Here is a 13,213-nt window from a genome sequence, read left to right on the forward strand (position 1 = left end):
TAGACTGGCGTTCCAGCCATGGAGAAACCCCGATGCGTGAGTACCTTGAACCCGGCCGCTTCATCGATAGTGACCACCCTGCGCTGATTGAGTTCGCCGAACGCTCCCGCGGATCGAGTCGCGATCCACGGGAGCAGGCCGTGGCGCTGTACTACGCCGTGCGCGACGGGGTGCGTTACAACCCTTACGTCTTCAGCCGTGACCCGCAGACCCTCAAGGCCAGCCATGCCTTGCTGAGCGGGGAGAGCTACTGCGTGCCCAAGGCGGTGCTGCTGGCGGCCTGCGCCCGGCATTGCGGGATTCCTGCGCGCATCGGCCTGGCGGATGTGCGCAACCACCTGGCCACGCCGCGCCTGCTGGAGCTGCTGCGTAGCGAGGTGTTCGCCATGCACGGCTATACCGAGCTGTACCTGGACGGGCGCTGGGTCAAGGCGACCCCGGCGTTCAACCTGGCGCTGTGCCGGGTGTTCAAGGTGGCGCCGCTGGAGTTCGATGGCCGCGAAGACAGCGTCTTCCACCCCTTCAACCAGGCGGGCGAACGCTACATGGAATACCTGGCCGACCATGGCCAGTTCGCCGATGTGCCGGAGCACCTGTTCTTCGACCACCTCGCGGCCTGCTACCCGCACCTGTTCGCCGCCGACGCCCCGCTGATGGTGGGCGACCTGCAGGCCGAGGCCGATCATGCCTGAGGCTGATAGCGAACATTGATGCCAGCGCCTTTCATCCTGCGCTGAGCCTGGTAGGCTGCTGGCCATTCATTGCTGCATGCAATGCTCGGTTGCCTGCGCACGACGGCGCCCTGACGCTAGAATTGTTCTGTCCGGTGCGCTCGCGGCGGCCCGCTCTGTCTTCTCACTCCACTAAAAGGTGCATACGTCTTCCATGAGTACTGCTCTGTCCATCCGGCAGTTGACCAAGACTTACGGCAACGGCTTCCAGGCCTTGCACGGTATCGATCTGGACGTCGCCGAAGGCGACTTCTTCGCCTTGCTCGGCCCCAACGGCGCCGGCAAGTCCACCACCATCGGCATTCTCTCCACCCTGGTGACCAAATCCAGCGGCACGGTGAATGTCTTCGGCCATGACCTGGACAAGAGCCCCTACGCGCTCAAGCGCTGCCTCGGCGTGGTGCCCCAGGAATTCAACTTCAACCAGTTCGAGAAGGTGTTCGACATCGTCGTGACCCAGGCGGGTTACTACGGCATCCCGGCGCGCATCGCCAAGGAGCGCACCGAGCAGTACCTCAACCAGCTCGGCCTGTGGGACAAGCGCAACGTCGCCTCCCGCGAGCTGTCCGGCGGCATGAAGCGCCGCCTGATGATCGCCCGCGCCCTGGTGCACCAGCCGCGCCTGCTGATCCTCGACGAGCCCACCGCCGGCGTGGACATCGAGCTGCGCCGTTCGATGTGGAGCTTCCTGACCGAGCTGAACGAGCAGGGCATCACCATCATCCTCACCACGCATTACCTGGAAGAGGCCGAGCAGCTGTGCCGCAACATCGGCATCATCGACCACGGCCGTATCGTCGAAAACACCAGCATGCGTGAGCTGCTGAGCAAGCTGCACGTGGAAACCTTCCTGCTGGATGTTCGGGATGCGCTGCTGGTCCCGCCGGCGCTGCAGGGCTACCCGGCGCAATTGCTCGACGCCCACACCCTCGAGGTCCAGGTGGAGAAGAGCCTCGGCATCACCGAGCTGTTCCGCCAATTGGCGGCGCAGAACATCGAGGTCATCAGCCTGCGCAACAAGAGCAACCGCCTGGAGGAGCTGTTCGTGTCCCTGGTCGAGAAGAACCTGTCGAAGGTGGCGGTATGAGCGAGCCCTACGTGAACAGCGAATTCGCCGCCAACATGGTGGCGCTGCGTACCATCGTCTACCGCGAAGTCCGTCGCTTCACCCGGATCTGGCCGCAGACCCTGCTGCCCCCGGCCATCACCATGGTCCTGTACTTCGTGATCTTCGGGAACCTGATCGGCAGCCAGATTGGCGACATGGGCGGCTTCAGCTACATGGAGTACATCGTCCCCGGCCTGATCATGATGTCGGTGATCACCAACAGCTACGGCAACGTGGTGTCGAGCTTCTTCGGCAGCAAGTTCCAGCGGTCGGTCGAAGAGCTGATGGTGTCGCCGGTGTCGCCGCACACCATCCTCACCGGCTACGTGGTCGGCGGCGTGCTGCGCGGCCTGGCCGTGGGTCTGATCGTCACCGTGCTGTCGCTGTTCTTCACCCACCTGCAGGTGCACCACCTGGGCGTGACCGTGATCGTGGTGCTGCTGACCGCGACGATTTTCTCTCTGGGTGGCTTCATCAATGCGGTGTACGCGCGCAACTTCGATGACATCTCGATCATCCCGACCTTCGTGCTGACCCCGCTGACCTACCTGGGCGGCGTGTTCTACTCGATCAGCCTGCTGCCGCCGTTTTGGCAGACGGTTTCGATGGCCAACCCGGTGCTGCATATGGTCAACGCCTTCCGTTATGGCATTCTTGGCGTTTCCGACATTCGCATCGGCGTCGCCATCGGCTTCATGCTGGTCGCCACGGCCGTGCTCTACGCGGTGTGCATCCGCCTGCTGGTAAGCGGTCGCGGCATGCGCCAGTGAGGCGCCGACAGCGCTAATATCGGGATACATCTTGGACGGCCGAGTCCTGCGGCGAGGCCGTTAGACTCGGCCTCTACGCATCTTTAGAGGTTGGTTATGCGCGCGCTCCTGCGTTGTTCCCTGATGGCATCGCTGTTGTTCTCGAGCGCCGTGCCGGTGGTGCAGGCTGCCGAAGGCCCGATGGTCGAGGTGGTCCCGGTCAAGAAAACCCTGGTGCGTGACGAACTGGTGACGTTCGGTTCGCTGCGCTCCGACGAGTCGGTGATGATCCGCCCCGAGATCGAAGGCCGCCTGGCCGCCCTGCATTTCCGCGAAGGGCAGGCGGTGGCCGCCGGCGATCGCCTGGTCAGCCTGGATGACGCCATCGCCCGCGCCGAATTCGCCCAGGCCCGTGCCAACCTCAACCTTGCCGAAAAGAACTTCGAGCGCTCGCAAATGCTGTTCAAGCGTGGCGCGAGCAATGCCCAGGCCCTGGACGAAGCCAGCGCCCAGCAGCAGGCGGCGCGCGCCAGCCTGGCCCTAGCCCAGGCGCGCCTGGACAAGACCCAGATTCTCGCGCCCTACGATGGCGTGCTCGGCCTGCGCCAGGTCAGCCCAGGCGATTACCTGAGCGCCGGCCAGGACATCGTCAATCTGGAGGTGCTCGACCCGCTGAAAGTGGATTTCCGCATCCCGCAGAAGGCCGTCAGCCAGGTGCGTCTGGGACAGATCGTCGAGATCAGCCTCGACGCCTACCCCAACGAACGTTTTCGCGGGGAAATCTTCGCCATCAACCCGCGCCTGGACGAAGTCGGTCGCAGCCAGGCGATCCGCGCCCACATCGACAACGACGACCGTCGCCTGCGCCCCGGGCAGTTCGTCAAGGTCTACGTGATCCTCGCCGAGCGCCCCGGTGCCCTGGTGATCCCCGAAGAAGCGGTGATGCCGGTGGGCGACCAGTTGCTGGTCAACCTGGTGATCGACGGCAAGGTGGACCGCCGCGAAGTGAAGCTGGGGCGCCGCCTGGACGGCGGCGTCGAAGTGATCGAAGGCCTGCAGGGCGATGAAACCCTGATCAGCGCCGGCTGGCAGAAGGTCAACCAGGGCACCGCCGTGCGCACCAAGAGCGGGGAACGCATGCCATGACCCTGTCGGATATCTGTATCCGGCGACCGGTCTTCGCCACGGTCCTGTCACTGATCGTCGTGCTGCTCGGCCTGATGGCCTATGACCGGCTGGCGGTGCGCGAGTACCCGAACATCGACGTGCCGATCGTCACGGTCAACGTCCTTTATCCCGGCGCCAGCCCGGAAATCATGGAGTCCCAGGTCGCGCAGCCGATCGAGGACGTGCTGTCGGGCATCGACGGTCTGGATTTCGTCAGCTCCATCAGCCGCTCGGAAAACACCCAGATCACTGCGCAGTTCCGCCTGGGCAGCAACGCCGATGAAGCGGCCAACGACGTGCGTGACCGCCTGGGTCGGGTGCGCGGCCTGCTGCCGGACGAGATCGACGAGCCCATCGTGCAGAAGGTCGAGGCCGACGCCCAGCCGGTGATCTGGATGGCCTTCTACAGCGACCGCTACAGCGCCATGGAAATCACCGACGTGCTGGAGCGGGTGATCAAGGACCGCCTGCAGACCATTCCTGGCGTGTCCGAGGTGCAGGTGCGCGGCGCGCGGACCTTCGCCATGCGCATCTGGCTCGACCCGGAGAAGTTGGCCGCGCACAACCTGACCGTGCAGGACGTGGAAGACGCATTGCGCCGGCAGAACGTGGAAATCCCCGCCGGGCGTATCGAGTCCCGGCAGCGCGAGTTCACCGTGCTGTCGGAAACCGACATGAAGACCCCGGAGCAATTCAACCAGCTGATCCTCGACGATTCGCGGGGCTACCTGCTGCGCTTGTCCGATGTCGGCCATGCCGAGATCGGCGCCGCGGACGAGCGCAGCGTGGTGCGCTACAAGGGCCGCCCGGCGGTGTCCATGGGCATGATCAAGCAGGCCACGGCCAACCCCCTGGAAATCTCCGATGGCCTCAGCGCGGCGCTGCCGGACATCCGCGAGCTGCTGCCCGACGGCATGGAAATGGCCATCGCCAACGACAACTCGCTGTTCATCCGCGAATCCATCGACAACGTCTTCGTTACCATCTGGGAAGCGGTGGGGCTGGTCATCCTGATCATCTTCATCTTCCTGCGCTCGCTGCGCGCCACCATCATTCCGCTGGTGACCATCCCGGTTTCGCTGATCGGCGCCTTCGCCCTGATGTCGCTGATGGGCTTCACCATCAACACCCTGACCCTGCTGGCCATGGTCCTGGCCATCGGCCTGGTGGTGGACGACGCCATCGTCATGCTGGAGAACATCCACCGCCACATCGAGGAGGGCATGCGCCCGGTGCAGGCGGCGCTCAAGGGCAGCCGCGAGATCGCCTTCGCGGTGATCGCCATGACCCTGACCCTGGCCGCGGTATTCGCCCCGATCGGCTTCATGCAGGGCACCACCGGCAAGCTCTTCACCGAGTTCGCCTGGACCCTGGCGGGGGCGGTGCTGGTCTCCGGCTTCGTGGCCCTGACGCTGACCCCGATGATGTGCGCGGTGCTGCTCAAGCCGCACCAGAGCCAGCAGACCCACAACCGCGCCTACAACCTGATCGAAGGCTTCCTGCGGGGCCTGACCTACCGCTACAAGCACGTACTGGAAAAGGCACTGTCCGCCTGGGTGCTGGTGGTCGGCGTGCTGCTGGCGACCATGCTGGCCTGCGTCTGGCTGTTCGCCGGGCTGAAATCCGAGCTGGCGCCCACCGAGGACACCGGCACCATTGTCGGCGTGTTCAACGGCCCGGACGGCGCCACCATCGGCTACACCAGCCGCTATGCCCAGGAACTGGAAGCCGCCTACGCCAGCATCCCGGAAACCAACCGCTACATGGTGGTGGCCGGCTTCCCGACGGTGGCCCAAGGCATCTCCTTCATGAAGCTGGAAGACTGGGCCGACCGCACGCGCAGCCAGTTCGAGATCCGCAACGAGCTGTTGCCCAAGCTGCAGGACATCGCCGGGGTGCGGGCCTTCCCGGTCAATCGGCCGCCGCTGGGGCAGAGCGCGCGCAACCAACCGGTGAACTTCGTCATTCGCTCGTCCATGGAGTACCAGGAGCTGCAGGTCTACGTGGAAGAACTGCTCAACCGGGTGCGCGACTACCCGGGGCTCGAAAGCCTGGACAGCGACCTCAAGCTCAATGCGCCGCAGCTGAAAGTCGCGGTCAACCGCGAGCAGGCCGTTGCCGTCGGCACCGACGTGGCCACCATCGGCCGCAGCCTGGAAAGCCTGTTCGGCAGCCGCCAGGTCACGCGCTTCAAGCAGAACGGCGAGCAGTACGACGTGCTGGTGCAGTTGCAGGATGTCGACCGCAGCAACCCCCAGGACCTGGACCGCGTCTACGTCCGCGCCCGGGACGACAGCATGGTGCAGCTCTCCAACCTGATCGACGTGCGCGAAACCGTGGCGCCCCGGGAACTCAACCATTTCAACCAGCTGCGCGCGGTGACGGTCACCGCCAACGTCGGCAGCGGCTACACCCTGGGCGAGGCCCTGGATTACCTCGAGCAGGCGGCGCGGCAGGTCTTCCCGCCGGAAACCCAGTACGACTACACCGGTACCTCGCGGGACTTCAAGGAATCGAGTTCGGGGATCGTGCTGATCTTCGTCCTGGCCCTGGCGTTCATTTTCCTGGTACTGGCCGCGCAGTTCGAGAGTTTCACCGACCCGCTGATCATCCTGTTCAGCGTGCCGCTGTCGATGGCCGGGGCCTTGCTGGCGCTGACGCTGTTCGGCGGTACCCTGAACATCTACTCGCAGATCGGCCTGGTGACCCTGATCGGCCTGATTACCAAGCACGGCATCCTTATCGTCGAGTTCGCCAACCACCTGCAGCGCGAAGGCACGGAATTGCGCCACGCCGTCATCGAGGCCTCGGTGCAGCGCCTGCGGCCGATCCTGATGACCACCGGGGCCATGGTCCTGGGCTCGCTGCCCCTGGCGATCGCCAGCGGGGCAGGTGCGGAAAGTCGCCAGCAGATCGGCTGGGTGATCGTCGGCGGCCTGCTGGTCGGCACCTTCTTCACCCTGTTCGTGATCCCGACGCTGTACATGCTGCTGCGCCGCTGGCGGCCGCTCAAACAGCAGGATGAAGACCTGGCGGTGGCTTAGGGCAGGGAGGCGCCACCGACTTGTGGGAGGGGCTTCAGCCGCGAAGGCTGCACACTCGTGGCTAAAGCCCCTCCCACAGACAAAAGCCAGCCCGTAGCCTGGGTCGAGCGAAGCGACACCCGGGGCCTTCCGCTCACTGTCGCCCCGTAGGAGCGGCTTCAGCCGCGAGCTCTTGAGCCCGCGGCCAAACCTCCCAACCTCAGTCGATCTTCAACACCAGCTTGCCGAAGTTCTCGCCGCTGAACAGCTTGAGCAGGGTGTCCGGGAAAGTCTGCAGGCCTTCGACCACGTGCTCCTTGGATTTCAGCTGTCCGCTGGCCAGCCAGCCGCCCATTTCCTGCGCGGCTTCGCTGAAGCGCGAGGCGTAGCTCATCACCACCATGCCTTCCATGCGCGCGCTGTTGACCAGCAGGGCCAGGTAGTTGCTCGGGCCTTTCACCGCTTCCTTGTTGTTGTACTGGCTGATGGCGCCGCAGATCACCACCCGGGCCCTGAAATTGATGCGCGTCAGCACGGCGTCGAGGATCTCGCCGCCGACGTTGTCGAAATACACGTCCACGCCCTTCGGGCAGTCGCGCTTGAGCGCGGCGTGCAGGTCTTCATACTTGTAGTCGATGGCCGCATCGAAGCCGAGCTCGTCCACCAGGAACCGGCACTTGTCCGCGCCACCGGCGATCCCCACCACGCGGCAGCCCTTGAGCTTGGCGATCTGCCCGGCGATGCTGCCCACGGCCCCGGCGGCGCCGGAAATCACCACGGTCTCGCCGGCCTTCGGCGCGCCCACGTCGAGCAGGGCGAAGTAGGCGGTCATCCCGGTCATGCCCAGGGCCGACAGGTACAGCGGCAGCGGCGCGCGGCTCGGGTCGACCTTGTAGAAGCCCTTGGGCTCGCCCAGGAAATAGTCCTGCACGCCCAGGGCGCCGTTGACGTGATCGCCCACGGCAAAATCCGGGTGCTGCGAAGCGACCACCTGGCCCACGCCCAGGGCGCGCATCACCTCGCCGAGGCCGACCGGGGCGATGTAGGACTTGGCGTCGTTCATCCAGCCGCGCATGGCCGGATCCAGGGACAGGTAGGCGTTCTTCACCAGAATCTGCCCGGGGCCGGGCTCGCCGACCGGGCTTTCCACGTAGTTGAAGGTCTCGCGGCTGGGCATTCCGACCGGACGCTGGGCGAGGAGGAACTGACGGTTGAGTGGGGCAGTCATGGCAGGTACTCACTGATCGGGAAAGGGTTTGTGATAGCCCTGTCTGGGACGCGGAGCAAGTCTGGCGACGTCGCCGAATGGCAGTTGATCCATCTGGATGATGGCCGCCAGGCCTGTGAATCACTGCCGTTCATGGGGCACCAACGGCTGATCGAATAGTGCTGCCGCGCCGGCCGCTTCGCTGGCTAGACTCCACCCAGACGTTTCCCTTGGATGAGGATGCACCCGATGAGCTTTACCTTCTCCGGCCAGGTTGCCCTGGTCACCGGCGCCGCCGCAGGCATTGGTCGCGCGACTGCCCAGGCCTTCGCCGGCCAGGGCCTCAAGGTGGTGGTTTCCGATGTCGATGTGGCAGGCGGTGAAGGCACGGTCGAACTGATCCGGGCCGCCGGTGGCGAGGCGCTGTTCGTGCGCTGCGACGTGACCCGCGATGCCGAGGTCCAGGCGCTGATGGCCGCCACCGTGGAGGCCTACGGTCGCCTGGACTACGCCTTCAACAACGCCGGCATCGAGATCGAGAAGGGCAAGCTGGCCGATGGCGAGGAGAGCGAGTACGACGCGATCATGGGCGTCAACGTCAAGGGCGTCTGGCTGTGCATGAAACACCAGATTCCGCTGCTGCTGGCTCAGGGCGGCGGTGCCATCGTCAACACTGCTTCGGTGGCCGGCCTGGGCGCTGCGCCGAAGATGAGCATCTACGCGGCCTCCAAGCATGCGGTGATCGGCCTGACCAAATCGGCGGCCGTCGAGTACGCCAAGAAGAAGGTGCGGGTGAACGCCGTATGCCCGGCGGTGATCGACACCGACATGTTCCGCCGCGCCTACGAGGCGGACCCGCGCAAGGCCGAGTTCGCTGCCGCCATGCACCCGGTCGGGCGCATCGGCAAGGTCGAGGAAATCGCCACCGCCGTGCTCTACCTGTGCTGCGACAACGCCGCGTTCACCACCGGCCAGGCCCTGGCCGTCGATGGCGGTGCCACGGCGATCTGACACGCGATTGTGGTAAAGAAGGCGCCTGCGGGCGCCTTTTTACATTTTGCTACCCCGCAGCCGCCGATTGGCCGCTAAAGTCACTGCGGACTCAATCAGGCTCTCGCCAGAATCGTTGCGCTGTCCCGATCCCGGAGTAGAACAAGAATGACCGCAGATCCGTTACTGACCATTTTCCTGCCCGTTGCCTTGGGCATCATCATGTTGGGGCTCGGCCTGTCACTGTCCCTGGCGGATTTCGCCCGGGTGGCCAAGTTTCCCAAGCCGGTGCTGATCGGCCTGGGTTGCCAATTGCTGTTGTTGCCGCTGGTGTGTTTCTTCCTGGTCCAGGCGTTCGGCCTGGCACCGGCCCTGGCCGTCGGCATGATGCTGCTGGCTGCATCCCCTGGCGGCACCACGGCCAACCTCTACAGCCACCTGGCCCACGGTGACGTGGCGCTGAACATCACCCTGACCGCGGTCAACTCGGTGATCGCCATCCTCACCATGCCGTTTATCGTCAACCTGTCGCTGGCGTACTTCATGGACGGCGACCAGGCCATCCCGCTGCAGTTCGCCAAGGTGGTGCAGGTGTTCGTCATCGTGCTCGGCCCGGTGGCCATCGGCATGTGGCTGCGCAGCCGCTTTCCCGGCTTCGCCGCGCGCATGGAAAAGCCGGTGAAGATCATCTCCGCGCTGTTCCTGCTGGTCATCATCCTGCTGGCGGTGGTCAAGGACTGGCAGACGTTCGTCGATTACGCGCCGCTGGTGGGCGGGGCGGCGCTGGCCTTCAACCTGATCAGCCTGGCGGTCGGCTACTACGTGCCGCGCCTGTGCAAGCTGAGCCTGCGCCAGGCGGTGGCCATCGGCATGGAGATCGGCATTCACAACGGCACCCTGGCAATCGCCCTGGCGCTCAGCCCGATGCTGCTGAACAACTCGACCATGGCCATTCCGGCGGCGATCTACAGCATCATCATGTTCTTCACCGCGGCGCTGTTCGGCTGGTGGGTCAACTTCGCCCACGGCAAGCAGCTGGCCGCCGAGGCCTGAGTTGCACCCATGAAAAAAGGCGCCCGCGGGCGCCTTTTTTCGTTTCAGCTGGCGATCAGCTGTCGGCCTTGCCCCAGTTGAGGATGACCAGGGTCAGCAGGCCGGCGACGATGCCCCAGAAGGCCGAGCCGACCGAGAACAGGGTCATGCCCGAGGCGGTCACCAGGAAGGTGATCAGCGCGGCCTCGCGCTCCTTCGGCTCCTGCATGGCCTGGGTCAGGCCGCCGATGATCGAGGCGAACAGGGCGAGGGCGGCGATCGACAGGATCAGCGCCTTGGGCAGTGCCGCGAACAGCGCCGCCAGGGTCGCGCCAAAGATGCCCGCGATGCCGTAGAAAATCCCGCACCAGACCGCTGCGGTGTAGCGCTTGCGCGGGTCTTCGTGGGCTTCCGGGCCTGCGCAGATCGCCGCACTGATGGCCGCCATGTGGATGCCGTGGGAGCCGAAGGGCGCCATGAGGATCGAGGCCACCGCAGTGGTATTGAGCAGCGGCGAGGCCGGCACGTCGTAGCCGTTGGCTCGCAACACCGCCATGCCCGGCAGGTTCTGCGAGGCCATGGCGACGATGAACAGCGGGATGCCGATGCTGATCGAGGCGGCCAGCGAGAAGCTGGGGGTGGTCCATTCCGGGATCGCCAGTTGCAGCTCGAACTGGCTGAAGTTGAGCAGGCCGAACACCCCGGCCAGCACGCAACCGACCACCAGCGCCGCGAGCACTGCGTAGCGCGGCGCCAGGCGCTTGCCCAGCAGGTAAGCCAGGAGCATGGCCACCACCAGCAGCGGCTGCTGCTCGGCGGCCACGCAGATTTCCAGGCCGATCTTGAACAGCACGCCGGCCAGCAGCGCCGCGGCGATTGAGCCGGGGATACGGCGCATGATGCGGTCGAAGCTACCGGTCACGCCGCACAGCAGGATCAGCGCCGAGCAGAGGATGTAGGCACCGATCGCTTCGCTGTACGGCACGTTCGGCAGGCTGCTGATCAGCAGTGCGGCGCCGGGGGTCGACCAGGCGACCATCACCGGCGCGCGGTAGCGCAGCGACAGGCCGATGCTGGTGATCGCCATGCCGACCGACAGCGCCCAGATCCACGAGGAAATCTGCCCGCTGGTGAGACCGGCGGCCTGACCGGCCTGGAACATCAGCACCAGCGAGCTGGTGTAGCCGGTGAGCATCGCAATGAAGCCGGCCACCACTGCCGAGGTCGAGGTATCGGCCAGTGGGCGCAGGCGCGCCTGGGCGGTTTCGGTCATCACAACACTCCTTTGACGTCGATGAGGATCGGGTAGAGCGACAGCACCAGCAGCAGCGCCATCACGATATTGAAGGCGCGCAGCACCCGAGGGTCGTTCAGCCAGTTGCGCAGCAGGCTGCCGGCCATGGTCCAGATGCCGACGCTGGGGCAGTTGACCAGGGCGAAGAGGGCGGCGATCAGCAGCACGTTGGTGACGAAGTTTTCCTGGGGGGTGTAGGTGGTGATGGCGCCGATCGCCATGACCCAGGCCTTGGGGTTGACCCACTGGAAGGCCGCCGCCTGGAGAAAGCTGAACGGCTTGCCCTGTTCGCCCGTCTGGCTGTTCGGGGCGCCGGCGTTGGCGATCTTCCAGGCCAGGTACAGCAGGTAGGCGGCGCCCACGTAGCGCGGCACCGTGTAGAGCAGCGGAAAACGCTCGAACACCTGGCCGAGCCCCAGGCCCACGGCCATCACCAGCACCATGAAACCCAGGCTGATACCGAGCATGTGCGGCACGCTGCGGCGCAGGCCGAAGTTCACCCCGGAGGCCAGCAGCATCATGTTGTTGGGGCCGGGCGTCACGGAGGTGACGAAGGCAAACGCGATGAACGCGATCAGCAGTTCGGGAGTCATGCTCGGGCACTCGGGGGCAAACCTGCGGGAATGCCTGCAAGACTATGCCCTGCGCGGCAAGGCGTCGCCGTACAGACACCTGCGTAAAAGGCGATACAGTCGATTGGCGAACCTTGCCGCAACGGGTAGTGTCTGCGTCTTCACGAAACCGCGCACAAGGAACCGCGATGCCCACTGAGAACAACCCCTACGCCGCTCCCCAGGTCGCCCTGGTGGATGATGCGGCGCCCCGCACCCTGGAAGGCTGGACCGCCGGCCAGTTGCGCATGCTTGGCTGGCTGAGCCTGGTGTCGGTGCTGGGCTCGCTGGTCGCCCTCGGTGCGGCATTCACCAGCGGCTATTTCGAAGACCCGCTGCTGACGCTGCTCAGCCAATGGCTCAGCCCGGTCACCGCGCTGCTGGGGGCCTACCTGCTGTTGCGCCTGAAACAGTTCGCGGAGCAGCGTTTCGCTGCCGAGAAGCTCACCAACCCGGTGTGGGCGGTGGTGGTGCTGGGCGTGCTGCTCAGCGGCATGGAGCTGGTCTGGGGGGATGCCACCAGCGAGCTGGGCGCGCCGATGTTCATCTACTTCGGCCTGCTGTGTGTCTATGGCGGGCTGCTGGTCTGGATGGGCATTCGCCTGCGTCAGGTGGAGAACGTCTACCCCGCGTTCAATGTCATGGCCTGGATGAACATCATCGGTGGCCTGATGCTGGCCACGGTGATCCTGATCGTTCTGGCGCTGATCCCGTTGCTGGGCACCGGTGTGGCCATGGCCCTGGTGTTCTTCAAGGCCGCCAACGAGCTTCAGCAGTCAGCCTGATGCAAGGCGACGGGGCAGGGCGGCGCTAGCGCCGCTCGTCCTCGGCGCCCGGTCCCTTGCGCAGGGTCTGGTTGACCGTCAGCCAGCCATTCACCGCCGCTTCTCCCGCCTCGGCGAACGCCCGGCGCAGCAGCTTGGCCTGCTCCCGGCGCAGCGCCGCTTCCAGCTTGGCGCCTTCGGGCGTGAACACCAGCAGGCGTTTGCGCTTGTCGTCCGTCGCCGCCACGCTTTCGACCAGGTGCATCTCCTGCAGCTGGCGCAACGGCGTGTTCAGCGCCTGCTTGCTCACCCCCAGGTAGCCGAGCAGTTCCTTCATGCTCAGGCCAGGGTACTTGGCGATGAAAAACAGGATGCGGTGGTGCACCCGCGACAGGCCTCGGCGCGCCAGCATTTCATCGGGTTTGGCGGTAAACGCCTGGTACCCGAGGAAGAATGCCTCCATGGCAGCCTGCTGAGTGGTCGGATTTTTAAGGTCAAGCATATTGACGTATCTGCCCGAGGCATCGTAGTTTCGGT

At 65.2% G+C, this 13,213-nt stretch carries 12 protein-coding genes; 8 read left to right on the top strand and 4 right to left on the bottom strand.

Annotation, left to right across the window (positions count from 1 at the left end; translation table 11 throughout):
- The first annotated feature begins 32 nt into the window (after window positions 1-32).
- From N5C28_RS07980 to N5C28_RS08000, 5 genes are all read left to right on the top strand, one after another.
- Window positions 33-692 (top strand): transglutaminase family protein, encoded by a 660-nt coding sequence (locus N5C28_RS07980; protein ID WP_279821465.1) that lies wholly within the window; start codon window positions 33-35, stop codon window positions 690-692.
- A gap of 193 nt (window positions 693-885) precedes the next feature.
- On the top strand, window positions 886-1,818 hold the full coding sequence (locus tag N5C28_RS07985; protein ID WP_279821466.1) for an ABC transporter ATP-binding protein: 933 nt from the start codon (window positions 886-888) through the stop codon (window positions 1,816-1,818).
- 11 nt (window positions 1,819-1,829) lie between these two features.
- Window positions 1,830-2,609, top strand: a complete 780-nt coding sequence (locus N5C28_RS07990; RefSeq protein ID WP_279821547.1) for an ABC transporter permease — start codon at window positions 1,830-1,832, stop codon at window positions 2,607-2,609.
- 123 nt (window positions 2,610-2,732) lie between these two features.
- Window positions 2,733-3,734: an efflux RND transporter periplasmic adaptor subunit gene (locus N5C28_RS07995; RefSeq protein ID WP_347881256.1), complete on the top strand. Its 1,002-nt coding sequence runs from the start codon at window positions 2,733-2,735 to the stop codon at window positions 3,732-3,734.
- Window positions 3,731-6,799, top strand: a complete 3,069-nt coding sequence (locus tag N5C28_RS08000) for an efflux RND transporter permease subunit (protein WP_279821469.1) — start codon at window positions 3,731-3,733, stop codon at window positions 6,797-6,799. Before N5C28_RS07995 ends, N5C28_RS08000 begins: the two co-directional genes overlap by 4 nt.
- A 199-nt stretch (window positions 6,800-6,998) precedes the next feature.
- Here N5C28_RS08000 and N5C28_RS08005 read toward each other — a convergent pair whose 3' ends face one another.
- Window positions 6,999-8,006 (bottom strand): NADP-dependent oxidoreductase, encoded by a 1,008-nt coding sequence (locus tag N5C28_RS08005; RefSeq protein WP_279821470.1) that lies wholly within the window; start codon window positions 8,004-8,006, stop codon window positions 6,999-7,001.
- Between the two features lie 228 nt (window positions 8,007-8,234).
- On the opposite strand from N5C28_RS08005, the gene N5C28_RS08010 reads away from it, so the two are divergent.
- Together N5C28_RS08010 and N5C28_RS08015 are read left to right on the top strand one after the other, a co-directional pair.
- Window positions 8,235-8,996 carry an SDR family oxidoreductase gene (locus N5C28_RS08010; RefSeq protein ID WP_279821471.1) on the top strand — a complete coding sequence of 254 codons (762 nt, stop codon included), beginning with the start codon at window positions 8,235-8,237 and terminating at the stop codon, window positions 8,994-8,996.
- 147 nt (window positions 8,997-9,143) lie between these two features.
- Window positions 9,144-10,028 carry a bile acid:sodium symporter family protein gene (locus tag N5C28_RS08015; protein WP_279821472.1) on the top strand — a complete coding sequence of 295 codons (885 nt, stop codon included), beginning with the start codon at window positions 9,144-9,146 and terminating at the stop codon, window positions 10,026-10,028.
- A 55-nt stretch (window positions 10,029-10,083) separates the two neighbouring features.
- On the opposite strand, the gene N5C28_RS08020 is transcribed toward N5C28_RS08015, so the two are convergent.
- Complete coding sequence (locus tag N5C28_RS08020; protein WP_279821474.1) at window positions 10,084-11,280, bottom strand: benzoate/H(+) symporter BenE family transporter; 1,197 nt, start codon at window positions 11,278-11,280, stop codon at window positions 10,084-10,086.
- The gene (locus tag N5C28_RS08025; protein WP_279821475.1) at window positions 11,280-11,894 is read right to left on the bottom strand and encodes a LysE family translocator; all 615 of its coding nucleotides are present in this window, start codon (window positions 11,892-11,894) and stop codon (window positions 11,280-11,282) included. The genes N5C28_RS08020 and N5C28_RS08025 overlap by 1 nt, the downstream gene beginning before the upstream one ends.
- A gap of 167 nt (window positions 11,895-12,061) precedes the next feature.
- On the opposite strand from N5C28_RS08025, the gene N5C28_RS08030 reads away from it, so the two are divergent.
- Window positions 12,062-12,697, top strand: a complete 636-nt coding sequence (locus N5C28_RS08030; protein ID WP_279821476.1) for a hypothetical protein — start codon at window positions 12,062-12,064, stop codon at window positions 12,695-12,697.
- A 25-nt stretch (window positions 12,698-12,722) separates the two neighbouring features.
- On the opposite strand, the gene N5C28_RS08035 is transcribed toward N5C28_RS08030, so the two are convergent.
- A complete protein-coding gene (locus N5C28_RS08035; RefSeq protein ID WP_279821477.1) occupies window positions 12,723-13,178 on the bottom strand; it encodes a MarR family transcriptional regulator in 456 nt (151 codons plus the stop codon).
- Window positions 13,179-13,213: the final 35 nt, after the last annotated feature.

Source organism: Pseudomonas sp. GD03944 (assembly GCF_029839275.1).
Classification (GTDB): domain Bacteria; phylum Pseudomonadota; class Gammaproteobacteria; order Pseudomonadales; family Pseudomonadaceae; genus Aquipseudomonas.